This window comes from Microlunatus soli (genome assembly GCF_900105385.1).
GTDB lineage: Bacteria > Actinomycetota > Actinomycetes > Propionibacteriales > Propionibacteriaceae > Microlunatus > Microlunatus soli.
Genome location: NZ_LT629772.1, coordinates 2,189,839 through 2,212,835 on the forward strand (window position 1 = coordinate 2,189,839; position 22,997 = coordinate 2,212,835).

At 67.8% G+C, this 22,997-nt stretch carries 20 protein-coding genes and 1 pseudogene; 10 read left to right on the plus strand and 11 right to left on the minus strand.

The genetic code is table 11. From position 1 onward, the window contains the following. Positions 1 to 487: 487 nt before the first annotated feature. The 3 genes and pseudogenes from folE to hpt all read right to left on the minus strand — a co-directional run bounded on the left by folE (position 488) and on the right by hpt (position 4,699). A complete protein-coding gene (gene folE, locus BLU38_RS31650) occupies positions 488 to 1,072 on the minus strand; it encodes a GTP cyclohydrolase I FolE (protein WP_172836285.1) in 585 nt (194 codons plus the stop codon). A gap of 601 nt (positions 1,073 to 1,673) precedes the next feature. Continuing rightward, positions 1,674 to 3,815 (minus strand): annotated as a pseudogene (ftsH, locus tag BLU38_RS10225) (ATP-dependent zinc metalloprotease FtsH); the annotation flags it as partial. A gap of 332 nt (positions 3,816 to 4,147) precedes the next feature. Further along, positions 4,148 to 4,699 carry a hypoxanthine phosphoribosyltransferase gene (gene hpt / locus BLU38_RS10230; protein WP_231920270.1) on the minus strand — a complete coding sequence of 184 codons (552 nt, stop codon included), beginning with the start codon at positions 4,697 to 4,699 and terminating at the stop codon, positions 4,148 to 4,150. Between the two features lie 177 nt (positions 4,700 to 4,876). Between hpt and BLU38_RS10235 the strand changes: the two genes are divergently transcribed. Further along, the gene (locus tag BLU38_RS10235) at positions 4,877 to 5,635 is read left to right on the plus strand and encodes a class I SAM-dependent methyltransferase (protein WP_231920271.1); all 759 of its coding nucleotides are present in this window, start codon (positions 4,877 to 4,879) and stop codon (positions 5,633 to 5,635) included. Positions 5,636 to 5,706: 71 nt separating this feature from the next. On the opposite strand, the gene BLU38_RS10240 is transcribed toward BLU38_RS10235, so the two are convergent. Together BLU38_RS10240 and BLU38_RS10245 are read right to left on the minus strand one after the other, a co-directional pair. After that, the gene (locus BLU38_RS10240; RefSeq protein ID WP_157683349.1) at positions 5,707 to 5,880 is read right to left on the minus strand and encodes a hypothetical protein; all 174 of its coding nucleotides are present in this window, start codon (positions 5,878 to 5,880) and stop codon (positions 5,707 to 5,709) included. Positions 5,881 to 6,073: 193 nt separating this feature from the next. Next, positions 6,074 to 6,331 carry an SET domain-containing protein gene (locus BLU38_RS10245; RefSeq protein WP_091523933.1) on the minus strand — a complete coding sequence of 86 codons (258 nt, stop codon included), beginning with the start codon at positions 6,329 to 6,331 and terminating at the stop codon, positions 6,074 to 6,076. Positions 6,332 to 6,478: 147 nt separating this feature from the next. On the opposite strand from BLU38_RS10245, the gene BLU38_RS10250 reads away from it, so the two are divergent. Then, positions 6,479 to 6,973 (plus strand): pyridoxamine 5'-phosphate oxidase family protein, encoded by a 495-nt coding sequence (locus tag BLU38_RS10250; protein ID WP_157683350.1) that lies wholly within the window; start codon positions 6,479 to 6,481, stop codon positions 6,971 to 6,973. A gap of 34 nt (positions 6,974 to 7,007) precedes the next feature. On the opposite strand, the gene tilS is transcribed toward BLU38_RS10250, so the two are convergent. Together tilS and BLU38_RS10260 are read right to left on the minus strand one after the other, a co-directional pair. Continuing rightward, positions 7,008 to 8,180, minus strand: a complete 1,173-nt coding sequence (gene tilS / locus BLU38_RS10255; protein WP_091523939.1) for a tRNA lysidine(34) synthetase TilS — start codon at positions 8,178 to 8,180, stop codon at positions 7,008 to 7,010. Positions 8,181 to 8,232: 52 nt separating this feature from the next. Next, positions 8,233 to 9,312, minus strand: coding sequence for a zinc-dependent metalloprotease (locus BLU38_RS10260; protein WP_231920272.1), 1,080 nt, complete (start codon positions 9,310 to 9,312; stop codon positions 8,233 to 8,235). Positions 9,313 to 9,527: 215 nt separating this feature from the next. Between BLU38_RS10260 and BLU38_RS10265 the strand changes: the two genes are divergently transcribed. Next, a complete protein-coding gene (locus BLU38_RS10265; protein ID WP_091523946.1) occupies positions 9,528 to 11,531 on the plus strand; it encodes a glycosyltransferase in 2,004 nt (667 codons plus the stop codon). A 482-nt stretch (positions 11,532 to 12,013) separates the two neighbouring features. Here the strand turns inward: BLU38_RS10265 and dacB are convergent, their stop codons facing one another. Beyond that, on the minus strand, positions 12,014 to 13,567 hold the full coding sequence (gene dacB / locus BLU38_RS10270; RefSeq protein ID WP_157683351.1) for a D-alanyl-D-alanine carboxypeptidase/D-alanyl-D-alanine endopeptidase: 1,554 nt from the start codon (positions 13,565 to 13,567) through the stop codon (positions 12,014 to 12,016). Positions 13,568 to 13,948: 381 nt separating this feature from the next. On the opposite strand from dacB, the gene BLU38_RS10275 reads away from it, so the two are divergent. Continuing rightward, on the plus strand, positions 13,949 to 14,437 hold the full coding sequence (locus BLU38_RS10275; protein WP_091532234.1) for an inorganic diphosphatase: 489 nt from the start codon (positions 13,949 to 13,951) through the stop codon (positions 14,435 to 14,437). A 58-nt stretch (positions 14,438 to 14,495) separates the two neighbouring features. Then, the gene (locus BLU38_RS10280; protein ID WP_091523952.1) at positions 14,496 to 15,536 is read left to right on the plus strand and encodes a TRM11 family SAM-dependent methyltransferase; all 1,041 of its coding nucleotides are present in this window, start codon (positions 14,496 to 14,498) and stop codon (positions 15,534 to 15,536) included. 46 nt (positions 15,537 to 15,582) lie between these two features. On the opposite strand, the gene BLU38_RS10285 is transcribed toward BLU38_RS10280, so the two are convergent. Next, positions 15,583 to 15,978 carry a hypothetical protein gene (locus tag BLU38_RS10285; RefSeq protein WP_091523955.1) on the minus strand — a complete coding sequence of 132 codons (396 nt, stop codon included), beginning with the start codon at positions 15,976 to 15,978 and terminating at the stop codon, positions 15,583 to 15,585. Between the two features lie 451 nt (positions 15,979 to 16,429). Here BLU38_RS10285 and BLU38_RS10290 point away from each other — a divergent pair, with 451 nt between their 5' ends. Further along, a complete protein-coding gene (locus BLU38_RS10290) occupies positions 16,430 to 16,708 on the plus strand; it encodes a hypothetical protein (protein ID WP_157683352.1) in 279 nt (92 codons plus the stop codon). A gap of 36 nt (positions 16,709 to 16,744) precedes the next feature. On the opposite strand, the gene BLU38_RS10295 is transcribed toward BLU38_RS10290, so the two are convergent. Then, positions 16,745 to 17,668 carry a phytanoyl-CoA dioxygenase family protein gene (locus BLU38_RS10295; protein WP_091523963.1) on the minus strand — a complete coding sequence of 308 codons (924 nt, stop codon included), beginning with the start codon at positions 17,666 to 17,668 and terminating at the stop codon, positions 16,745 to 16,747. A 72-nt stretch (positions 17,669 to 17,740) separates the two neighbouring features. Between BLU38_RS10295 and BLU38_RS10300 the strand changes: the two genes are divergently transcribed. Continuing rightward, positions 17,741 to 18,556, plus strand: a complete 816-nt coding sequence (locus tag BLU38_RS10300; RefSeq protein WP_091523966.1) for a helix-turn-helix transcriptional regulator — start codon at positions 17,741 to 17,743, stop codon at positions 18,554 to 18,556. A gap of 54 nt (positions 18,557 to 18,610) precedes the next feature. Here BLU38_RS10300 and BLU38_RS10305 read toward each other — a convergent pair whose 3' ends face one another. Next, the gene (locus tag BLU38_RS10305; protein ID WP_091523970.1) at positions 18,611 to 19,399 is read right to left on the minus strand and encodes a class I SAM-dependent methyltransferase; all 789 of its coding nucleotides are present in this window, start codon (positions 19,397 to 19,399) and stop codon (positions 18,611 to 18,613) included. A 372-nt stretch (positions 19,400 to 19,771) separates the two neighbouring features. On the opposite strand from BLU38_RS10305, the gene BLU38_RS10310 reads away from it, so the two are divergent. From BLU38_RS10310 to BLU38_RS10320, 3 genes are read left to right on the plus strand one after another with little or no spacing between them, the layout of a single operon-like run. Then, positions 19,772 to 20,848, plus strand: coding sequence for a Gfo/Idh/MocA family protein (locus tag BLU38_RS10310; RefSeq protein ID WP_091523973.1), 1,077 nt, complete (start codon positions 19,772 to 19,774; stop codon positions 20,846 to 20,848). Next, on the plus strand, positions 20,845 to 21,840 hold the full coding sequence (locus BLU38_RS10315) for an NAD-dependent epimerase/dehydratase family protein (protein WP_091523977.1): 996 nt from the start codon (positions 20,845 to 20,847) through the stop codon (positions 21,838 to 21,840). Before BLU38_RS10310 ends, BLU38_RS10315 begins: the two co-directional genes overlap by 4 nt. After that, the gene (locus BLU38_RS10320; RefSeq protein ID WP_091523980.1) at positions 21,837 to 22,997 is read left to right on the plus strand and encodes a DegT/DnrJ/EryC1/StrS family aminotransferase; all 1,161 of its coding nucleotides are present in this window, start codon (positions 21,837 to 21,839) and stop codon (positions 22,995 to 22,997) included. Before BLU38_RS10315 ends, BLU38_RS10320 begins: the two co-directional genes overlap by 4 nt.

The following is a 22,997-nucleotide window of genomic DNA, read 5'->3' on the forward strand; positions in this document are numbered from 1 at the left end:
GGCGATCGGGCGAGGGACATTTCCCACCACCAGTTACCGAATCGCCCGAGGACCCGTCGGCGGGCTCAGGTGGTCGGCGGGACAGGACATCTCCCAGCACGTGTTACCGAATCGCCCAAGGACTCCGCCCGCCCGGCGAGGGACATCTCCGCACACGCGTTACCAAATCGCCCCGAGGACTCCGGCCGGCGAGGGACAACTCCCAGCACGTGTTACCAAATCGCCATTGGACACGGGCGGGGAAGATATCGCAGCGCCCGCGGAGTTGTCGCCCTATGGCACCGGCACCGGCACCGGCACCGACACCGACAACGGCAGCGGATCAGGGCACGGCTGGACGCAGCGTGGGGATGGCCGGCGCGGCAACCCGCAATAACGCGATCTCATCGAGCCCTTGACGAGCGGTTCAGGCGTGGCGCGGCCCGGTTCGAGCCGATGAGATCGCGAATATGCGTGAACGACGGATTGGGCAGGTTGCTGGGGCGGCTCAATCGGTGATCAGGCTCATCGCCTCGGCGCGGGTGACGGGGTCACGCATGCCACCGCGTACGGCGCTGGTGACGGTCTTCGAGCCGGGTTTGCGGACGCCGCGCATCGTCATGCACTGGTGTTCGCATTCGAGGACGACGATCACACCCCGCGGTTGGAGGGTGCTGACCAGTTCGTCGGCGATCTGGGTGGTCAGCCGTTCCTGCACCTGCGGGCGCTTGGCGTAGACGTCCACCAGCCGGGCCAGCTTGGACAGCCCGGTGATCCGTCCGTTCTCCCCCGGGATGTAGCCGACATGGGCGACTCCGGTGAACGGCAACAGGTGGTGCTCGCAGACGCTCCACAGCTCGATGTCCTTGACCAGGACGAGTTCGTCATGCGGCAGGTCGAAGGTCGTCGCCAATGCCTCGGCCGGTTCCTGGTGCAGCCCCGCGAACAGTTCGGCATAGGCCCGCGCGACCCGCTGCGGCGTGTCCCGCAGCCCGTCCCGGTCGGGATCCTCGCCGATACCGATCAGCACTTCGCGGATTCCCGCCGCGATCCGGTCGGCGTCGAACGGAGCCGCATGCCCGGGACCGAGCAGTACGCCGTTGGTGCCGGGCCGCTGCACCGGCGCGCCATCCTGCCCGCCTCCGTCGCTGGCACTGCCGTCACCGGCCGGCCCACGGACGCCGGACTGCCGTCCCTCGATGCCTGCCGGCCGGCCGGCACGACCGGCCCGTACGTCGTTCGGTGCGCCGGTGTCGCTCGATGCGCCGGTGCCGTTCGAGCCAGCAAACCCGTTGGAGCCTGCAGACCCATTGGAGCCTGCGGACCCGCTGGGTCCCGATGGTGTGCTGTTCACACCATCACCGTATCCGTCGCCACCCGCCGCGGCGGGTCGACGATCACTGGTTGGATCCACCCCGGTCCTGGTTCGGGTCCTGATCGTCGGAGCGCGGGAAGTCCGGTCGGTTCGGGGTCTGCCCGGACTGCGGCTGCCCGCCACCGTAGGAGTCGGCCGACGACTGTCCGTACTGGCCGCCCTGTCCGTACTGGCCCTGATTCTGGCCGTACTGATTCTGACCGTATTGATTTCGCTGGCCGTACTGGTTCTGCCCCTGGTCGAAGGACTGCCCGTATTGCTGCTGGCCGTATTGGTTCTGCCCGTACTGATCTTGCCCGTACTGGTCTTGGCCGTACTGCTGGGGCGAGCCACCCGGCTGGGACTGCTGCCCGTATCCCTGCTGCCCATACCCCTGCTGCCCGTAGCCCTGCGGCGACGCCGAGCTCGGCCCGGCGGGCGTGCTGACGCCCGGGCCGTTGCTTCCCGGCAGACCGGCCGGCGGCTGATGTCCCGGCGGCACCTGGCCGCCCGGCACCTGCCCCGCGGACACGTGGTCGGGGATACCGGCCTGCTGCCCGTTCGGGTTCGGCGGCGGCGTGACCGGCGGCAGTTCGGACGGCTTGCGGGTCGGCGAACCGGTCCACGGCGGACGCGTCGGACGCACCTTCAGCGGTTTGAAGACCTCGGCGACCGCCTTGCGATCAAGGGTTTCGTGCTCGAACAGGGCGCGGACCAGCGCGTCCAGCACCTCACGATTCTCGGTCAGGATGTCGAACGCTTCCTGGTGGGCGTTGTTGATCAACAACGACACCTCGGAGTCGACCACACCGGCAACCTCTTCGGAGTAGTCGCGGCCGCGGCCGTACTCCATGCCGACGAAGGGCTCGGAGTTGTCCGAGCCGTACTTCACCGCACCGAGCCGCTCGGTCATGCCGTATTGGGTGACCATCCCGCGGGCCAGTCCGGTGGCCTTCTCGATGTCGTTGGAGGCACCCGTGGTGGGGTTGTGCAGCACGAGTTCCTCGGCCGCACGACCGCCCATCATGTAGGCGAGTTGATCAAGGAGCTCGGCCCGGGAGTTGGAGTACTTGTCCTGCTCCGGCAGCACCATCGTGTAACCCAGCGCGCGACCGCGGGGCAGGATGGTGACCTTCTGTACGGGGTCGGTGCCGGGCAGTGCCGCTGCCACCAGAGCGTGTCCGCCCTCGTGGTAAGCGGTGATCAACTTCTCCTTCTCGTCCATCAACCGGCTGCGCTTCTGCGGGCCGGCGACAACGCGGTCGATCGCCTCGTCCAGGAAGCTGTTGGTGATCACCTGCACGTTGGAGCGCGCGGTCAGCAGCGCGGCCTCGTTGAGCACGTTGGCCAGGTCGGCACCGGTGAAGCCCGGGGTCCGGCGGGCGACGGTGACCAGGTCGACACTCGGGTCGATCGGCTTGCCCTGCGCATGGACCTTGAGGATCTCCAGCCGGCCCTTGAGGTCGGGCGCCTCGACGGCGATCTGCCGGTCGAACCGGCCCGGACGCAGCAGCGCCGGATCGAGCACGTCGGGACGGTTGGTGGCCGCGATCAGGATCACGCCGCCGCGGACGTCGAAGCCGTCCATCTCGACCAGCAACTGGTTCAGCGTCTGCTCGCGCTCGTCGTGGCCGCCGCCCATGCCGGCACCACGATGCCGACCGACGGCGTCGATCTCGTCGATGAAGACGATCGCGGGGGCGTTCTCCTTGGCCTGCTCGAACAGGTCGCGGACCCGGGAGGCACCGACACCGACGAACATCTCCACGAAGTCCGAACCGGAGATCGAGTAGAACGGCACCCCGGCCTCGCCGGCGACCGCACGGGCCAGCAGCGTCTTACCGGTGCCAGGCGGGCCGTAGAGCAGCACGCCCTTGGGGATCTTCGCGCCGACCGCCTGGAACTTGGCCGGTTCGGCGAGGAACTCCTTGATCTCCTCGAGTTCCTCGATCGCCTCGTCCACGCCGGCGACGTCGGTGAAGGTGGTCTTCGGGGTGTCCTTGCCGGTCATCTTGGCCTTGGACTTGCCGAACTGCATCACCCGGCCGCCGCCGCCCTGGACGGAGTTGATGAAGAAGAAGAACAGCACACCCAACAGCAGGAACGGGATCAGCGTCCCGAGCATGGTGGACAGGAAGCCCGGCGTCGGATTTTCACCGACCCAGTTGTCCAGCGTCTTGTTGTCGACCCGGGTCTGCAGTTCCTTGGCCAGCTCGGTGCCCTGATCGCCGACCCAGACGGCCTCGATCTTGTTGCCCTTCTTGCTGTTGTCGGCAGTCTTGGTGATCTGGATCTTCTGATCACCGTCGACCAGCCGCACCTCCTTGAGGTGCTCGCTGCCCTGGATCACCGCGACGGCCTGAGAGGTGGGGACCTGCTCGTATCCGTCGCTGCGGTTGACCAGCTCGACGATCACCGCAATCGCGACCACGGCCAGGACGATCCACAACAAGGGGCCCCGGAGAATGCTCTTGACGTTCATGACCTGCCTTGGAGATTCCTACGCTGACGTCTGGATCGTGCCTGATTCATGCCGCCAGTCCAGCGCGGCTCCGCAGGCGGGACGAACCGCCTGTGGTCTGAATCATCAGACCGTACACGGGGCTGGGGCGTGTTGCTAACTCTGGGGCCGTAGCGAACGGCGTCCAGGTATGTGTTGTGGTGCGCCGGAGGAGGTGAGCATGCCGGGGCATGTCATCCGACGCCGGTGCGGCACAACACGTGCCTGGGCGCCGTGCAGTAGGCCGCAGGGTTAGCAACACGACCCTAAGGCTAGCTTCCGAATCCAAGCCCTCTGATGGGACGAGGCTCCGATCAGCTGTAGATGTGCGGCGAAAGGGTGCCGACGGAGGTGAGATTGCGGTAACGGCCGTCGTAGTCCAGCCCGTAGCCGACGACGAATTCGTCGGGAATGTCGTAGCCGACCCAGCGGACGTCGACTTCGCTCTTGGCCGCCTCCGGCTTGCGGAACATCGTCATGATCTCCAGGCTCGCCGGATCCCGGGACCGCAGGTTGCTGATCAGATAGGACAACGTCAGACCGGTGTCGATGATGTCCTCGACCACCAACACGTGCCGGTCGGCGATGTTGGTGTTCAGGTCCTTCAAGATCCGTACGACGCCGGACGACTGGGTGCCCGAGCCGTAGGACGAGATCGCCATCCAGTCCATCTCGCAGTGGATGGTCAGGGCGCGGGACAGATCGGCCATCACCATCACCGCTCCGCTCAGGACGCCGACCAACAACAGATCCTTGTCCTTGTACTCCGCGTCGATCTCGGCCGACAGCTCCTTCAGCCGGTCGGCGAGCTGCTCGGGGGTGTACAGAACCTGCGTCAGATCGCTGCTGACGTGCGTGTCATCCACGCTCGGCAGTGTAGAGGTCGGACACTTCGGTGGGCCACCGCACTCCCCCTGGGGCCCGAGCCCGTCGAAGAAGCGGCCCTCGCATCGACGAGATGACCAGCCGATCGGGCGAGCAGCTGGCAGCGGGCGCAGAAAATGAACGGCGCCGCTCGCCCGTGCGACGTAATCTCGGCGGCTGTGAACGACACTGCGTCGGACGATCCCTTCGACGACCCGCGCGTGGCCGCGCTCTACGATCTCGACAATCCGCCGGGCGATGATCATGCCCACTTCCGCGCCGTCGCCGATCGGGTCGCGGCTCGCGTCATCGTCGATCTCGGCTGCGGCACCGGAAGCCTGACGGTGTCGCTGGTCGGCGACGGCCGTACGGTCTACGGCATCGATCCAGCGGCGTCGATGCTGGACGTCGCCCGCACCCGGGCCGGCGGCGACCGGGTGCACTGGCAGCAGGGTGATGCGACGGCGTTGGCTGCACTGGTCACCGATGGCACTGTCGACCTGGTGACGATGACCGGCAACGTCGCCCAGCACATCATCGGCGCCGCTTGGCCCGAGACCCTCGCCGCGATCACCCGAGCGCTGCGTCCCGGCGGATTGGTCGCGTTCGAGACCCGCAACCCCGCGGCCCGCGAGTGGGATACCTGGACCCGGGACAACACGTACGGCAGTCGGGACACCGCCGAGGGACGGCTGACCGAATGGCTGGACGGCACGACCCTCGACGACGTCGTGGTCAGCTTCACCGCGCACAACGTCTGGGAGTCGACCGGCGAACACCAGGCTCTGGTCAATCGGCTGCAGTTCCGGACCCGGGACGAGCTGACCCGGGATCTGGAAGCGGCCGAGCTGACGCCGACCATGATCAACGGCGGCTGGCACGGCGAACCGGTCACCGACTCGAGCAGGCTGTTCGTCGTCACCGCGACCAAGAGCTGACGTCAGCGCGACAACGGGGAGCCGAGCGCTCCGGAAGCAGATCACCAGAGTGCCGACGCGTCTGATTCACGTCAGCCACGATGCAGGTAGATGATCTGCCAGTTGCCGGCGAGGACCTTGAACAGCATGGTGACGTGGTCGGCTCCGGAGCGGGCCGAGCACACTGCCTCCCAACGGCCAGTGCCGACCTTCCACTCGATCTCGGTCAGCGGCACCGCTGCGCTGCTGGACAGTTCGTTCGGCACAACGTTCCGCCCGCTGAATTGGCGTCCGCCCGACCAGAGGGTGACCGATTCGCAGAGCAACTCTGCAAGGTCGGCGGATGACGCCTCCAGGGCGTCGGTCAGCGCGATGATGAAGGTGTCGAGTTCACGCGCAGTCTCCTGACGGGCATCGATCGTGATCGGATCTCCCGTCCTGATCGGCCGCAGTGCAACATCACACCCCCCGGTCGAAGTCCTGGTAACAGGACGGATCGTCCGAGTGATTGACGAAACGAGCCGGCGGCGGATACAGGTACCGTCGGCCGCCGTAGCTGTGGACGAACAGCTCTTCCCCGCCGGGCAGATCGTCATAGTCCGTGTCCGTCAGCGGCTGCAGCTCGTAGCGGATCACCACGTCACCGGGTGCGAAGTCGCGACTGGCGTAGATCCCGGTTCCGGCGAGATCGCCCGCCCCCACGGTGACGCCATCCATCGGCGTAGTGTAGGCCCGATCCTGACATTCGCCGCTGAGCGACGTTCCCACATCCCCGGCACCCGTATGGTGAGGAACGGACAACAGCGGCTGGACGGACCCAAACGCGGAACGCTCCCGCCGCCAGCTACCGGCACGGGAGGTCCGATGACGGCAGAGCAGACGGCGTCGTGGCAGGAGTTCAGCGAGATCGCGGCGGCGCTGAACTACTTCGTCCTGGCCACCGCGGACGGGGACGGTACGCCGTGGGCGACGCCGGCGTACTTCCGCAGCGACGATGCGGGTGATCTGTATTGGGTGTCATCGCCGGACAGCCGGCATTCGCTCAACATCGCCGCCCGCGCAGCGGTCTCGGCCACGATCTTCGACTCGACGGTCCCGATCGGCGGCGCCCGAGCCGGCTATGTCACCGGGCAGGCTGGACGGGTCGACGACGACGAGATCCCGACCGCCTTGGCGATCCTCAACCGCGGCATGGTCGACGACCGGCTCCTGGTCGACGCCGATGTGCGAGGTGACGGTGGACTGCGGATCTATCGGCTCCGGGTCCAGCAGCGTTGGATCCTGGTCCCCGGTCGTGACCCCCGGACCAGCAGCCCGATCGACGGCCGTCTCCCGGTCGATCCACCTCCGCGGGCCTGATCATCAGGAATGCGGGGAAGTCAGGGCTGGCTACTCACAGCCCGGACTTCCCCACAACCCGCAGTTCGCCGGCGATGCGGCGGACGGCGATGCCGCGCACCTGCACCTCCTGTTGGCCGTGCCAGTCGGTGATCAACGCCTCGACGGCGCGGACGTGGGCATACGGCACCTCGGCCGCGCCGCCGTCGGTCAGCCAGCGCTTGATCACCCGGGTACGGAGTGCGGCATCGGCGTCGGCGAGGGGTGCGCAGGACAGGGCCGGCTGCCCGGGTCGGCGAGCCGCGTCGGCGTCCGGGTCGGCACCCGCGATTCGACCTGCGTCGGCGCTGGAGTCCCGATCCTTCGACGAGCCCAGGCCGCCCGACGAGCCCAGGACTCCCGACGAGCCCAGGACCCCCGGGAGTTCGGCGGACCGCTCGGTCGCGCGCGGATCGCGATCCTGCGGCGAGTTCGCGACCTCGGACGGGATCAGGACCCGGGCGTACAGGTCGCCGGCCAGCCGGTCCAGCAGGTCGGCATCGGCGCGGGCCAGGTCGGCGGTGCGGGCCAACGCTTCGGGGATGCCCGGGCCGAGTTCGTCGGCCAGCAACGGCAGCAGCCGCGCGCGGATCCGGGAACGGGTGAAGCGCGGGTCGCTGTTGTGCGGGTCGTCCCACACCTGCAGCCCGAGCTCGGCACACGCCGTACGGGTCCGGTCCCGACGCAACCACAGCAGCGGCCGCAGCCGGCGGCCGGATCGCACCGCCATCCCGGCCAACGACCGCGAACCCGACCCCCGCAGCAACCCGAGCAGCACCGTCTCGGCCTGATCGTCCAGGGTGTGCCCGAGGACCAGGTCGGCGCCCCGTGCTGCCGCCGCGGCATCGAGCACCGCATACCGGGCGGCCCGGGCGTCGCCCTCGGGTCCGGCCGGACGGCCTGCCGGTGCCACCTCGACCCGTTCGATCACCACGTCGCTGTAGCCCATCGCCCGTAGTTGCTCGGCAACCGTTGCGGCCCGTTCGGCCGAACCGTCCTGCAGTCCGTGATCGACGGTGACGGCGGCGTACGGCAGGTCGCGTTCGGCGCCGACATGGGCCACGGCGTGGGCCAGGGCCAGCGAGTCGGCACCACCGGAGACCGCCGCCACCATCGCACCGGTGGCGTGGCCTCGGACGGCCTGGACGATCTCCAGCGTTGCCGGGCCGAGCGCTTTACGAGCCATCATTCATTCGAGGTCGGAGTGCGGTCCTTCGACAGGCTCAGGAGCCCGGCTGGGATCAGGACTGCTGGGTGTCGTGGTGGACGCGGTCGACCCAGAGTTGCGGGTCGGCGATCTCGGCCGGCGTGGGCAGGGTCTTCGGCCCGATCCAGACGCGGTTGAAGCCGTCCATGCCGACGGCGTCGATGACGTGGTTGCAGAATTTGGCGCCGTCCCTGTACTGCCGCATCTTGGCGTCCAGCCCGAGCAGCTTGCGGACGATCCGATCCAGTCCCTGGGACTGGCGGCGGACGTTGAACCGCTTCCGGATGGTCTCCACCGACGGCACCACGTCGGGACCGACGCTGTCCATCACGACATCGGCGTGGCCCTCCAGCAGGCTCATCACCGCGGTGATCCGTTCGACGGTCGCGCGCTGCGCCGGGGTCTGCACCAGATCGACGATGGAGAGGTCGCGGCCATTGCGGACGGCGTCGCCGACCTGGCCGACGGCGTTCTTGATCATGTCCAGCAGCGCACCCGGATCGAGGTCGGTGCCCTCGACGATCTCGTTGACCTGCTCGTTGAGGTATTCCCGCAACCACGGTACGGCGGTGAACTGGACGCGATGGGTCTCCTCGTGCAGGCACACCCAGAGCCGGAAGTCGGCGGTGTCCAGCTTGAGCTCGCGTTCGACCATCACCACATTGGGCGCGACCAGCAACAGCCGACCACCCGGTTCCCCCGGCGCACCGGGATAGAAGGGATCGAACTGGCCGAGGATCTTGGGTGCCAGATAGCTGAGCAGCGCACCGACCTCGGCGCCACTGACCCGGGAGCCGACGGCCTGCATCTGGGCACCGCCGCGACCGGCGGCGATCTTCTCGTTCGCCTTCACAGCAAGGGGTTCCATCACGACCCGGAAGGCGTCGGCATTGGCCTGGATCCAGCCCGGCCGATCGACCACCAGCACCGGAGCAGTGGCACTCGGCACGGTCAGACCGGTGACGTCCTGGACGTAGGACTCGGCCCGTTGGGCGGCATCGCGCAACTCCGAGACCGCCGACAGGGCGCCCTCCATGGAGATCTCCGGACCGGGCTTGACCAGCTTGCGGGCGGTCTTCACTGCGACATTCCAGTCGACCATGGCAGTGCTCATGACCGAACTCTATGCGCCCCGTGGGGCCGTGACACAGGGTCCGTTCCCTGATCACTCCCTCAAAACCTGCCGTCGGCGGAGTTGTCGAGGAGTTCACCGGGACCGGCCCGAGGCCGCGGCCCAGCCCTTACGATGAGGCGTTGTGATCGCGCCCGCCCGACGCGGCACACGACGGGGATCGGGTACGGGGCATCGGGCACGGGGGAACAGCACACATGCAGACAGCGGGGACAACCATCGCGCTGGTCGTGGTCAACTACGGCTCCGCGGCGCTGATCGATCGCAACGTCGGCGACCTGGCCGGCGGGTCGGGCGCCGGTCATCGGATCGTCGTCGTCGACAACTATTCCGGCGAGGCCGAACGCGCGCGGGTCGACCGACTGTGTCGTCGGCACGGCTGGACGTCGGTGCTGCTGGACAGCAATACCGGCTTCGCCGGCGGCGTGAACGCTGGGCTGGTGGCCGCTCGTGGTCTGGGCGCCGACGCGTTCCTGCTGCTCAATCCGGACGCGATGATCACGGCGGAGACGATCACCGCGCTCCATGATCAGGTCCGGGCCAATCCGTTGCAGCTGGTCGCGCCACGGGTGACCCGGCCCGACGGCAGCACCTGGGCGGTGGGCTCGTCGGTCGATCTGCGGACCGGTCGGATGCGGCGCCGTGCGGGGTTGCAGGGGTTGACCGCCGACGAGGCACCGTGGGTGAGCGGCGCCTGCCTGGCCTTCTCCCGAGAGCTGTTGGAACGGACCGGCGGGCTGCCGGAGAGTTACTTCCTCTACTGGGAGGACGTCGACTTCAGCCAACGCGTACGGCAGGTCGGCGGCAGTCTGTTGGTGCGCTCGGACCTGACGGTCGTGCACGACGAGGGCGGCACCCAACGCGGCGCCGGCGATCGGCGACTCAGTGATCGCTACTACTACTTCAACTGTCGCAATCGGCTGCTGTTCGCGGCCCGTCAGCTGGACCGTCGCGGCGTCCTGCGGTGGATGGCGAGCACACCCCGGCAGAGCTGGCAGATCCTGCTGCGCGGCGGCCGGCGGCAACTGCTGCAGTCCCCCGCACCGTTGCTCGCCGCGATCAAGGGATCGGTTGCAGGCTTGGGAATCGCGGCCCGTTCACTGCTGCGCCGACACCGGATCGAAGATGATCATGGACTCGACCTTGCTGCCGAACGGGTCGGAGCGACGGGCGGCGGAGCGCTGTCCGGCAGCGACAGTCCGATCACCGCGCTGATGTCGTTCCCGCAACGTCCGCCGAAGGCCAATCCCTACCGGCTGCTGCTCGAACGGGGACTCCGCAACGCTCCCGGTCTCAAGATCAAGTACTTCTCCTGGCGGACCGCATTGTTCGGCGACTACGACGTGTTCCACGTGCACTGGCCGGAGATCCTGCTGGAGGGTTCGACGCCGCTGAAGTCCGCGGTCCGGCGGGCGCTGTACCTGCTGTTCCTGGCTCGCATGCGGCGCCGCCGGATCGCGATCGTCCGGACCATGCACAACCTCGAGCTGCCCCGCGACATCGACCGGGTCGAGATCGCGCTGCTGCGGGCGACCGAACGGCAGACCGGGCTGTGGATCCGGCTGAACACCAGCACCGAACTGCCGGCCGACCGTCCGGGCGCGACCATCCTGCACGGCCACTACCGGGACTGGTACGGAGATCATCCGCGGTCGGAGATCGTCCCCGGCCGGGCGATCTTCTACGGTCTGATCCGCCGCTACAAGGGTGTCCCCGAACTCGTCTCGGCCTTCACCGCCGGCACCGATCAACAGCTGAGTCTGCACGTGCTCGGACGGCCGTCCACCGAGGAGTTGGCCGACTCGATCCGGGCCGCCGCCGGTGATGATCATCGAGTACAGCTCCGGCTGGGTTTCGTCGAGGACCCCGATCTGGTCGCCGAGATCACCGCCGCCGAGTTGGTCGTGCTGCCGTACCAGGAGATGCACAACTCGGCCGCGGTGCTGACCGCGCTGTCCCTGGACCGGCCGGTGCTGATCCCCGACAACGAGGTGAACCGCAAACTCGCCGCCGAGGTCGGGCCCGGCTGGATCCACACCTACGACGGTCCGTTCAGCGCGGCCGTACTGCAGAGGGCAGTGACCGAGCTGCGGACCAGCCCGCCGAGCGGCCGCCCGGATCTGGAGCAACGGGACTGGGACCTCGGCGGCGTCCAGCATGCCGACGCCTACCGGGTCGCCCGCCGGATGGCGCGACGCTGACCTTCGTACCGACTGCTCCCGCGCAGCTGATCCCGCACCGACCGAGTCCCCGGTAGCCGCCGTGGGGCCGACTCGGAGCTCGCGGACAGCCGGCCGGCCCAGGTGAGAGCGGGTCGTTCGGGCCGAGCCCGTAGGGCCGAACGAACTTATTTGCCCAGTAAAGCTGCCACCCCGAGGCGTTGGTGACATCCTGAACGTACGGCTCTGGTGGAGCGCGCCGCCGGCTCGGGGGATTCGGGGGAACATCTGAGTAGATGTGCGCGATCCATCGGAGCCGTACACCGATTTCGACACGGATTTCGACGAAAAGATGCGAAGCCGTGCGGGAACGATTAACCTAGCCAGTGGCTGAGGTCGTGAACCCCCGAGCTCGATCTCAGCCACCTAAACGATCGGTTGCCCCGTCGGCACCTGGGTCTCAGCCCACGTGCCGGCGGGGCATCGTCGTTCCTGGATCCGGGGCCTGTCCCACCCGGTGGCGGTCAGCTCTTCCGACAGCCGCAGGTGGCGACGGCCGCGGACACCTTGTCCAGCCAGACGACGGCGTTCCATTCGTTCTTGGCGTTGTTGACCAGGAACGCATAGACCAGCAGTTCACCGTCGCGGGTGTAGGCGTAGCCGGCCAGCGAGTGCACCTCGCGCAACGTCCCGGTCTTGGCCCGGACCAGGCCGCGACCGGCGGCCGCATCGTCGGAGCCGAGCCGGTAGCGCAGGCTGCCCTCGACACCGGCGACCGGCAGACCGGTCAGCAGCGCGGACAGCTTCGGCCGGTCACCGGATGCGGCCAATCGGATGATCTTGACCAGGGCGTCGGCCGACACCCGGTTGCCGCGGGACAGTCCGCTGCCGTCGTCGGTGTGGGTCGTGGACACCCAGGCATGCAGTTTGCTGAGTGTGCCGCGGACCGCTGCGGTCCCGCCGGTGAAGGATCCGCCCTTCCCGGCGGCGATCCCGGCCTGCCGCAGGATCACTTCGGCGGCGTCGTTGTCGCTGGACATCAGCAGCCGCTCGACGATCCGTTCCAGGGTGAGCGAGGGGACCGTGGCGACCGCCTCGGCCTTGCTGCTCGGTCGGGTCTGCGCGATCGTTCCGACCTTGATGCCCTGCTTCTTCAGCTGGCCGGCGAAGGCCTCGGCCGCCGACTTGGCCGGTTCCGGCTGCCGCGGGCCGATGCTGCCGTACAGCCTGCCTTCGTCGACCCAGAGCGCACTGGTCGGAGTGACCACGTCGCTGTAGCCGTCCGGCCAGTGCGGATTCCAGGACGGGCCGGTGAACAGGGACGCGTCGTAGCCGAGCTGGACCGACCCGATCCCGGCCTTGCGAAGTCGTACGGCGGTGTCGGCGGCCAATTTCTGCAGCGACGCCTGACCGACGTCGGTGGTGTCGGCGGCGTTGTCGGTCAGATACGGATCTCCGCCACCGACCAAGATGATCTTGCCCGAACGCTTGGCCGTGCTCGGCGACGCGGACGCGCCGGCGCTGGCCTCGGCCGACGGCGAGGTGCTCCGGCGCGAAGAGGACGGGGAGGCGGCTGAGGACGAAGAGGTCGATGCCGACGGGGTCGCGATGTCGAGCGGGGTGCTGGACACCACGCTGGTGCTGAACCGGTGTTGTGGGCCGAGCAGCTCCAGCGCCGCGGCGGCGGTCAGCATCTTGTTGGTGGAGGCCGGGATCAGTGCACTGTCGGCGCCGCTGGAGTAGAGCAGCTTGCCGCTGTCCGCCGACATGACGGCGGCGCTCGCCTTGCCACCGGACTTGCCGGCGCCGGCGATCCGCTGAGCCAGCTTCTTGGCGTCGGTGGCTTCGACCGAGGACTCGGGACGGAGCACCGGCGACAGCGACGGCTCCGGTGCCGGCGGCGCGGACGGTGTCGGTGAGGCCGTGGCCGTCGGTGCAGCAGTCGCCGAGGGTACGGCCGTCCGCTGAGCAGAGCCGGCGGCGCGGCGGTCGTGCCGCAACGCCAGCAGACCGGCGGAGATCACCGCCAGCGCCACCACCACGACCGCACCGATCACCAGTGCTCGACGCTTGCCCACCAACTACCCCGTTCCCTCTGTGGGCCCGTCCGATGCCCTGACCTGAGATGCCCGATCGCTGAACCGCCGATCCTGAACCGCTGCCCCGTGACCGTACGCGGTCGACCCGATCAGCGAACGCTTCGGCGGACCAGCCGCTCCCCCGCACACCAGAACTGATGCGTGAGAGTGCTCACAGTAGCCGCCCACAGAGCCGACCTGGGTTCGTACCAGTGGCCATGGTGGCGTTACGCTCGATCCCTGCCGTCGCAGTCCTGGACAATGATCGTCGGGGTGGCGGGCGTCGGCCGAGATGTGCGCGCGCAACAGAAAGGGTCCAGATCCGTGACCGGATTGAATCCAGGAGCTTCACCGTCGGTACCCAGCAAGCCGTTGAGCGGTTTGACCTTCGACGTCACGGTGGAGATCCCCAAGGGCGAGAAGAACAAGTACGAGGTCGACCACGTGACCGGCCGGATCCGGCTGGACCGCACCCTGTTCACCTCGACCCAGTATCCGGCCGACTACGGCTACATCGAGGGCACCCTCGGCCAGGACGGCGACCCACTGGACGCGTTGGTCCTGGTCTCCGAGCCGACCTTCCCCGGATGTCTGATCGAATGCCGCGCGATCGCGATGTTCCGGATGCGGGACGAGAAGGGCGAGGACGACAAGGTGCTCTGCGTGCCGGCCGGTGACCAGCGGCGTGATCATCTGCGCGATGTGATCGACGTCCGGAAGTATCAGCTGCTGGAGATCGAGCACTTCTTCCGGGTCTACAAGGACCTGGAGCCCGGCAAGTCCGTCGAGGGCGCCAGCTGGGTCGGCGTCGAGGATGCCGAGGCCGAGGTCCGGGCCAGCTTCGAGCGGATCAAGACCGAAGGCCACTGATTCCCCGCCCAAGGGTCCTGAGCCTGTCGACGGACCGCCGTTCCGAGCCGGACCACACATGTCGCGCTATCTGATCTTGGTCACCCCGGCCGCCAACCGGGTGTTCGCCGGCCAGGCGGCCGAGCTGACCGCCGCCGAACTGGAGGCGTGCGCCGGCGAGTTGCCGATCTCCGATGTCGGGACCAGCACCGTGGCCGGGATCGACTACGTCGGCTTCGACCTGCCGGGACCGGCCCCCGCCGATCAGAGAACCGGTGTTGATCAGGCGGGGGACGCTGATCTTGGTCGGGTGATCGGCGGGCTGTCCTCGGCGTACGCGTTGTTCGAGCTCGACGATGATCGACTTCGTCCGGTCCGACTGATCGACGACGACCGGTTTGCCGACGACCTGGTGACCATCCCGAAGTATCAGGGCAAGACCAACGAGCAGTTCACCCGGCTGCTGACCAACGTCACCGCGGCGGCGGCCGATCGGCCGGCGGGGCGGCTCAGTCTGCTCGACCCGTTGTGCGGGCGCGGCACCACGTTGAGCGTCGGTTTGATGCTCGGCTACGACGTCGCCGGGGTGGAGGCCGACACCAAGTCGGTGGAGGCGTACACGGCCTTCCTGAAGACCTATCTGCGGCGCAAGCGGATCAAGCACAAGGCCGAGCTGCAACCCGTACGACGGGAGGGTCGTAGCCTGGGCAAGCGGCTGGTCGCCGATATCGCCGCCGAGGGTTGCGGCCCGAGCCAGCAGTTGACCGTCTTCACCGGCGACACCCGCCAGTCTGCCGCGCTCTTCGGCAAGCGCACGTTTGATCTTGTGGTGACCGATGCGCCGTACGGAGTGGCGCACGAGAGCGGTGGCCGTGGAGCCAAGGGTGCGTCGGCGGGGCTGCTCGGTGAGGCGATCGGCGTCTGGGCCGGTCAACTCCGGGCCGGCGGCGCGCTCGGGATCAGCTGGAACACCTACCGGCTGACCCGCGAGGAGCTCGCCGAGATCATGATCAACTCAGGGCTGCAGCCGATCATGGACGGCCCGTATGCCCGTTTTGCCCATCGGGTCGACTCCTCGATCAACCGCGACATCATGGTCGCCCGGCGCCCCCGCAGCTGATTCTGGGCCCTGGGCTGTCGAAGGGCCGATGGCCAACCCCGAACGATCACCGCCGATCCGCAGCGATCAGCGGCATCGACGGCCGCCGGGCCGCGATCATGAACAGCACTCCCCCGAGTACGAACCACGGCTCGACCCACAGCGTCGGATCGGCCGAATAGCTGCCGGTGATCAGCTGCTGGACCAGCAGACCGATACCGATCAGCCCGCGGACCAGCGGCACCGCTCCGACCACGATCAACATCCACCGACGACCCCAGAGCGCGACCGCCACCCCGATCAGGCAGCCCGCCGCGACCGCGACGTCGTAGGCCAGGAACCATCCCCGCATCGGCGGTGTCGCGCCGAGCCCGATCGGCACGCCGGCCGCCCAGATGACGTGCAGCGCGGCGAAGACGAGTGCCCAGCCCGCCGCGATGATCCGGATCGGGGAGAAGTTCATACCCGTGACGCTATTCGCGCCGAGCCGGTCGGAGTATCGGCAAGATCCCCTATCGAATCCCCGATATGCCCCTTCCGGCGGCCTGCGGCGGCGAGAATGGTGCGGCGGCCCTCGGGCTGCGCCACCCTCTCGGTCGGCCGGCTGCCCCCGAGTCGGGGCCCGGCCCCCTCGACCGGGGGATGTGGCGGGCCGGTGTCGCGCTGTGGAATGGCCGCATGACCAGAGTGAGCAGCGCAGAGCGGGCCGTGCGATCCGCGGGCACCGCGGTAGCACGATCGGCACGCCCAGCAACCGTTGGCGATGCACCGGGCGTCGGACGGTTCCGGATCGCCGGAATCGCCGGCTTCCTGCTCGGCGGTGGCTATGCGGTCTTGGTGCGGTTCTACCAGGCTGCCGGTGGCTCGATCGGGCCGTCGCCGTGGGACACGGCGCCGGCGGTGGGCTGGCGAAGATGCTGGAGGCGTTCGGGTTCGGCAGCGCTTCGATCCACGACGGGGCCCGGCCCGAAACGCTGGCCAGTCTGCGCTGGGAGTTGGCCTTCTACGAGCCGTGGTTCCTGGCGTTCGGGATCTGCATGGCCGTCTCCGCCATCGGATACCTGCACGAGGCAGGGCTGTCGGCGTCGACCGTCCGGCGCGTCTCGATCGTCCTGACGATCACCGCGGTGCTGTCGGCGGTCACGGTCCTGCTGGCCATGATGCTGCACTGGAATCTGGACGTCGGACTGTAGGTCTCGGCACTGTGCCTGCCGACACCGTCGCGATGATCATGATCGGCCCGCTGTTTCGGGACGTTCGGCCAGCCAGTCCTCCAGGCCGGCAACCCGTTCGGGATGGCGTCGGCTGCGGGCCAGGAAGCCGGCGCCGTGCTGCGGCATCGGGTCCTGGTCGGTCGGCTGGTAGCGCAGGTCGACACTCCACCGGACGTGATCGGAGTCGTTCGGTGTCGAGCTGTGCACCAGCCGGTCGTTGAACAGGATCGCTGTCCCGGCCCGGACCGGGAGCGCGACCGGCTCTCGTGCGACCGAGCCGAGCTCGGCGACGTCGACCTCCAGGAAGCCGGTGCCGCTGTAGTTCTCCTGGTGATACCCGAGCACCCGCTGCCGCTGAGTCCGGGGATAGACGTGCAGGCAGCCGTTCTCCAGGGTGGCATCGACGAAGGAGATCCAGACGGTGATCACCGGGTTGGAGTTGGCGTCCGGCCAGTAGGACTTGTCCTGATGCCACGGTACGGCGCCGGCCGCGATCTTCGGCACCTTGGGGCGGACGTTGTAGACCGGATTGGAGAAGATCTCCGGACCGATCAGGCTCTCCACGGCGTCCAAGATCGTCGGGTTGCTCATCAGCGTGTAGTAGCCGGCGATCCGGTCCCGCCAGCTCCGGCCGTGTTCCAGGAAATGCTCCGGCTCGAGCCCCTCGAAGAGCCGCGCCAGCCGATACGGGAAGGCGACCTCGGTCAGCGGGTCGTCGATCAGCCCGGCCGCCAGCAGGTCGGCCGCGACCCGGTCCACCTTCTCGGTGAGCGCCGCACGGACGGGTGCCATCTGCTGCTCCGACAGCAGGTCGGGTAGCACCAGGTAGCCCTCGGTGTCGTACTGCCGGACCTGTTCCTCGCTGAGCGATCCCTGGTTTCCGGCGCGCATCCGGGCGTTACCCGACAGATCATCCTGGCGCTTGATGGCAGCTCTCATGACAAGTCATCGTAGGAATCCGGGGCGCTGCTGTCGTGGTGCCGACGGATCGTGTAGTGGTAATAATCGCGCATGGCTGATTCCGCGGGTGAGCAGACGATCACGCTGCCGCTGCAGCATCCACCGCAGGTGATCAACGCCGGCTTCGGTCTGCACGGGGTCCGTGATCGGGTCGAGCGCTGGTTGCTGCCCGAGCTGTGGGCGTTGCACCTGTACGACTGGAACGGCGAACTGCTGATCGGCGATGTCTGGCATCGGATCCGGCCCGGCGATCTCAGCATCGTGCCCGCGGGGACACCGCTGGAGTATCGATACGCCGGCCCGTCACAACACATCTACGCCCATTTCCGGCAGCAGCCGCGATCGGCCGGACGCAGGGTGCCGACGGTCCAGGAGCTCGGTCACGACGCGGCCGAGCTGCGAGCCCGGCTGAGTCGGATCGTCGCGATCTCCGACGAGGGGCATCGGTCGGCCGAGCTGTGGTCGGTGTTGTGGACCGTTGCCACCCGCACACCGGCGGCGGCGCAGGCCGATCACCCGGCGGTGAGTGCTGCCGTGGACCACATCGACCGCAATCTGGCCGGCCCGCTGCGGGTCACCGAGGTCGCACGCGTTGCCGCGATCTCACCGAGTCAGCTGAATCGGCTGTTCAACGCCCGCTATCGGACGAGCGTCAACGGCTACATCCAGGACCGGAGGCTCCGCGAGGCCAACCACCTGCTGCGGGACACCACACAGCCGATCAGCTCGATTGCGGCCAGTGTCGGCATCGCCGACCTGCAGGCCTTCAACAAGTTCTGCCGGACCCACTTCGGCGAAGCGCCGAGCAAGCTGCGAGCAGCAGTACGCGACCGGTCCGGGCTCGCCGAACCTGGCGACACCGCCTAACGACTCACTCACGCGGAGCCGGTTGCACGCCGGTCATGATCAACGCCGTGATGATCACCGCGGATGGGCAACCACCAGCGTCGCCACCCAATGCCGGGTGAGCAGCCCGTCGGGACGTCGACCGAGGATCGCCCGGACGGCGTCGAACAGCCGCTCCCGGGATGCCGGCGGCATCGCGATGTGACCGGAGAAGGTGTTCAGCAGTGCGATGTAGCTGTCGGCGTCGTACTGCTGAGCCCAGACGTAGCGTCGGACGGCGTCGACTGTGAAGTACCCGGACGCCTCGTAGTCCGATGACGGATCGGGCAGCTGGTCGGGCGGTGGCGGTGGCCAGACACCGTCCACTCCCTCGCCGATCTCGTCGTAGGTCTGCTGGATCTCGGTGAAGAAGGGATCGAACCCTTCCGGGAACGCATGCCCGGCGCCGAACACCGCCAGGTGGCCTCCCGGTGCCAGCAGCGACGCCGCCTTGGCCCACTTCACCTCCGGATCCACCCAGTGCCAGGAGGTGGCGGCATAGATCAGGTCGAATCGATCGCCCGTCGGCTGCCAGTCCTCGAACGAACTCGCTTCGACCTCGACATCGAGCCCTACCAAATTGTGCCGAGCCTCTTCGGCCAGTCGCGGTCCCGGTTCCAAGGCAGTGATTTGGAAGCCCTGACCCGCCAGCGGCCCTGTTGCCTTGCCTGGACCACAGCCGATCTCCAACAGCCGAGCCGGACGCCGCAATCCAGTCAGGTCGAGTAGGTCCTGATACAACGCCGACGGATAGGCCGGCCGAGCCGATTGGTAGCCGGCCGCGGCCGTGTCGAAGGTCCGGGACAGATCCCCTTTAGCATCCATGCCGCGATCCTGCCACGGACCATCGACCCGCCGAAGGTCCCGAATAGCATTCGGGGAGCTCGGCGAAGTTGATCATGACTGCCAGCAAGATCAAGATCACCGGAAACCAGGGCTCTCGCGGTCCGAGATCCCTTCACTTGCAGGGGATCCAGAACTTGTCCCCACAAATTTCTCAATCTTCCGACGGCGCATCGAGCGGACCCTTAGCCTTGTCGCATACGGACAAGTCGGGGGGCTTGTACAAGTTTGTCTGTGGCCGCGCTCTGGACGCGCGACGCTCGGGCTGGGTTGACGCCTGGGTCCGGTTTCGCACGTCCAGGCGCACCTCCCGACGAGCAACAACGTGGGTTCGGGTCTATCGGGAGGAAGTCTGTGAACCAGCGTCTCTGCGTGGCCGTGGTCGGGGCCGGGTATTGGGGTCCCAACCTGGCGCGCAACTTCAGATCAAGCCCCGATTGGGAACTCTCGACGATCTGCGATCTCGACTCCGAACGCGCGCAGCGGGTCGCCGATGCCGTCGGCGGCGTACCGGTCACCACCAGCCTGGACGACGTCCTCGCCGACCCGACTGTCGACGCGATCGCGGTGGCCACTCCGGCTCGGACCCACCATGCCGTCGTGATGTCGGCTTTACGGGCCGGCAAGCACGTGATGGTGGAGAAACCGCTGGCCGACCAACGCGGGCGCGGCGTCGACATGGTCCGCGAGGCCGAGCGGCGGGGCTTGACGCTGATGGCCGACCACACCTACTGCTACACCCCAGCGGTCCTCAAGATCAGGGAACTGGTCCAGGAGGGCTTCCTGGGCGACATCCTCTTCGTAGACAGCGTTCGGATCAACCTTGGCCTGATCCAACCCGACGTCGACGTCTTCTGGGACCTCGCGCCGCACGACCTGTCGATCTTGGACTTCGTCCTGCCGAACGGGCTGGACGCGGCGACGGTCGCGGCCCACGGCGCAGATCCGTTGCGGACCGGCAAGTCCTGTGTCGGCTACCTCAGCCTGCCGCTGGCCGGCGGCGCGATGGCGCACATCCACGTCAACTGGCTGAGCCCGACCAAGATCAGGCAGATGGTCATCGGCGGCACCCGCCGGACCCTGGTCTGGGACGACCTCAACCCACAGCAACGGGTGAGCGTCTACGACCGAGGTGTCGACCTCGCCCTACAGTCAAAGGGATCCGCCGACAGCACGGCCTCCAACATCTCCTATCGACTGGGTGACACCTGGGCGCCCGCGCTGCCCGAGACCGAGGCGCTCGCCGGTGTTGTGAGCGAGTTTGCGATCTCGATCCGGGACAGCCGACCGGCGCGCACCAGCGGCGAGTCCGGACTCCGGGTGCTGTCGGTGCTCGAGGCCGCCAGCGCCAGCCTGCGCTGCTCGGGCGCACCCTCGCCGATCGCCAGCACGGAGGCGATCGAACCGATCCTGGCAGGAGCAGAAGCATGAGTGACCTGGAGGCAGCCGAGGTGCTGGTCACCGGCGGAGCCGGGACGATCGGATCCACCCTGGTCGATCAACTGTTGGACGCCGGCGTCGCGCACATCGACGTGCTGGACAACCTCGTCCGGGGCCGAGTGGCCAACCTCGACGATGCCTTGGTGTCGGGCAAGGTCAACCTCTATCGCGGCGACATCGGCGATCGTGATCTCGTCCATGATCTGACCAAGGGCAAGGACCTGGTGTTCCATCAGGCCGCGATCCGGATCACCCAGTGTGCCGAGGAGCCGCGGTTGGCCCTGCAGGTGCTGGTCGACGGGACCTTCAACGTGGTCGAGGCCGCTGCCGATCACAAGATCAACAAACTGGTCGCCGCGTCGAGCGCATCGGTCTACGGGATGGCCGAACAGTTCCCCACCTCGGAGCGACATCATCACCACAACAACGACACGATGTACGGCGCGTCGAAGTCGTTCAACGAAGGCCTGATCCGCAGCTTCCGGGCGATGCGTGGACTGGACTATGTCCTCTTGCGCTACTTCAACGTCTACGGGCCGCGGATGGATGTTCACGGCCTGTACACCGAGGTGCTGGTGCGGTGGATGGAACGGATCGCCGACGGCAAACCGCCGTTGATCTTCGGCGACGGTCAGCAGACGATGGATTTCGTCTGCGTGCCCGACATCGCTCGGGCCAACGTACTGGCGGCCGGCAGCGACGTGGTCGAAGGTGTCTACAACATCGCCAGCGGCGAGGAGACCAGTCTGCTCGGACTGGCCGAGGCGCTGTTGAAGGTGATGGACTCCGATCTCGGTGTCGAGTTCGGACCCGAGCGGGCGGTGAACAATGTCGTACGACGGCTCGCCGACACCACGGCAGCCCGTCGCGATCTGCACTTCGAGGCACGGATCGGGCTGCAGGAAGGCCTGGCCCGACTGGTCGACTGGTGGCGGCCACTCCGGGCGGAGATCGCTGCGCAACGAACGGCCGTACCGGCATGACGACGGCCGCCGAGGCGTTGCCGCGGATCAACGTCATGAAGCCGTGGCTCGGTGAGGATGAGGTCGCGGCCGTCACCGAGGTGCTGCAGTCCGGTTGGGTCGCCCAGGGCCCACGGGTGGCGGAGTTCGAGCGTGCGTTCGCCGAGGCCATGCAGGCCACCGACGCTGTCGCCACGTCCAGCTGCACCAACGCGCTGCAGGTGGCGTTGCTGGTCGCCGGTGTCGGTGCAGGCGACGACGTCGTCGTCCCGTCCTTATCGTTCATCGCGACGGCCAACGCGCCGACCTACGTCGGCGCCCGTCCGGTGTTTGCCGACGTCGACGCTGCAACCGGCAACGTGACTGTCGACACTCTGCAGGCAGCCGTCACCGATGCCACCCGAGCAGTGATCGTCGTCGATCAGGGTGGAATCCCTGTTGATCTTGATCCGATCCGTGCGATCTGCGATCCGCGCGGGATCGTCGTGATCGAGGACGCGGCGTGCGCGGCCGGGTCGACCTACCACGGGCGGCCTGTCGGATCGGGCGCGGAGATCGCGGCCTGGTCGTTCCATCCGCGCAAGATCTTGACCACCGGTGAGGGGGGCATGATCACCACCAGCCGCCCGGACTGGGCGATCCGAGCGCGTCGGCTGCGGGAGCACGCGATGAGTGCCTCGGCCGCAGACCGTCACGCCGACCTGGTGTCACCGCCGGAGGAGTTCGGCGAGGTCGGCTTCAACTTCCGGATGACCGATCTGCAGGCGGCGGTCGGACTGGTGCAACTGGCCAAACTGCCCGACGCCGTGCAACGGCGCCGCCAGAATGCGGCCTACTACCGGCAGCAGCTGACCGACGTCCGCGGGATCCGACTGGTCGACGACCCGGCCTGCGGCACCGCGAACTTCCAATCCCTGTGGCTGGAGGTCGACGCCGACTACCCGTTGGACCGGGAGGGCCTGCTGCTCGCGTTGGCCGAAGTGGGCATCTCCGCGCGGCGCGGGATCATGGCCGCGCATCGGCAGCCCGCCTATCGCGGACGCGATACCGGGACCGCGCCGTTGCCGGTGACCGATCGGCTCACCGACAACACGCTGATCCTGCCGCTCTTCCACCAGATCGAACAGACCGAGCTGGACCGGGTGATCACCGTGATCCGCAGCGCCGGAGCGATCTGA

Bases quoted from the DNA above. Each gene is read 5' to 3' on its own strand.
- BLU38_RS10245 (WP_091523933.1), bottom strand. From the start codon at position 6,331: ATGGATGGCGTCACCGTGGGGGCGGGCGATCTCGCCGGAACCGGGATC.
- BLU38_RS10250 (WP_157683350.1), top strand. From the start codon at position 6,479: ATGACGGCAGAGCAGACGGCGTCGTGGCAGGAGTTCAGCGAGATCGCG.
- tilS (WP_091523939.1), bottom strand. From the start codon at position 8,180: ATGATGGCTCGTAAAGCGCTCGGCCCGGCAACGCTGGAGATCGTCCAG.
- BLU38_RS10260 (WP_231920272.1), bottom strand. From the start codon at position 9,312: ATGAGCACTGCCATGGTCGACTGGAATGTCGCAGTGAAGACCGCCCGC.
- BLU38_RS10265 (WP_091523946.1), top strand. From the start codon at position 9,528: ATGCAGACAGCGGGGACAACCATCGCGCTGGTCGTGGTCAACTACGGC.
- BLU38_RS10280 (WP_091523952.1), top strand. From the start codon at position 14,496: ATGTCGCGCTATCTGATCTTGGTCACCCCGGCCGCCAACCGGGTGTTC.
- BLU38_RS10285 (WP_091523955.1), bottom strand. From the start codon at position 15,978: ATGAACTTCTCCCCGATCCGGATCATCGCGGCGGGCTGGGCACTCGTC.
- BLU38_RS10290 (WP_157683352.1), top strand. From the start codon at position 16,430: ATGCTGGAGGCGTTCGGGTTCGGCAGCGCTTCGATCCACGACGGGGCC.
- BLU38_RS10295 (WP_091523963.1), bottom strand. From the start codon at position 17,668: ATGAGAGCTGCCATCAAGCGCCAGGATGATCTGTCGGGTAACGCCCGG.
- BLU38_RS10300 (WP_091523966.1), top strand. From the start codon at position 17,741: ATGGCTGATTCCGCGGGTGAGCAGACGATCACGCTGCCGCTGCAGCAT.
- BLU38_RS10305 (WP_091523970.1), bottom strand. From the start codon at position 19,399: ATGGATGCTAAAGGGGATCTGTCCCGGACCTTCGACACGGCCGCGGCC.
- BLU38_RS10315 (WP_091523977.1), top strand. From the start codon at position 20,845: ATGAGTGACCTGGAGGCAGCCGAGGTGCTGGTCACCGGCGGAGCCGGG.
- BLU38_RS10320 (WP_091523980.1), top strand. From the start codon at position 21,837: ATGACGACGGCCGCCGAGGCGTTGCCGCGGATCAACGTCATGAAGCCG.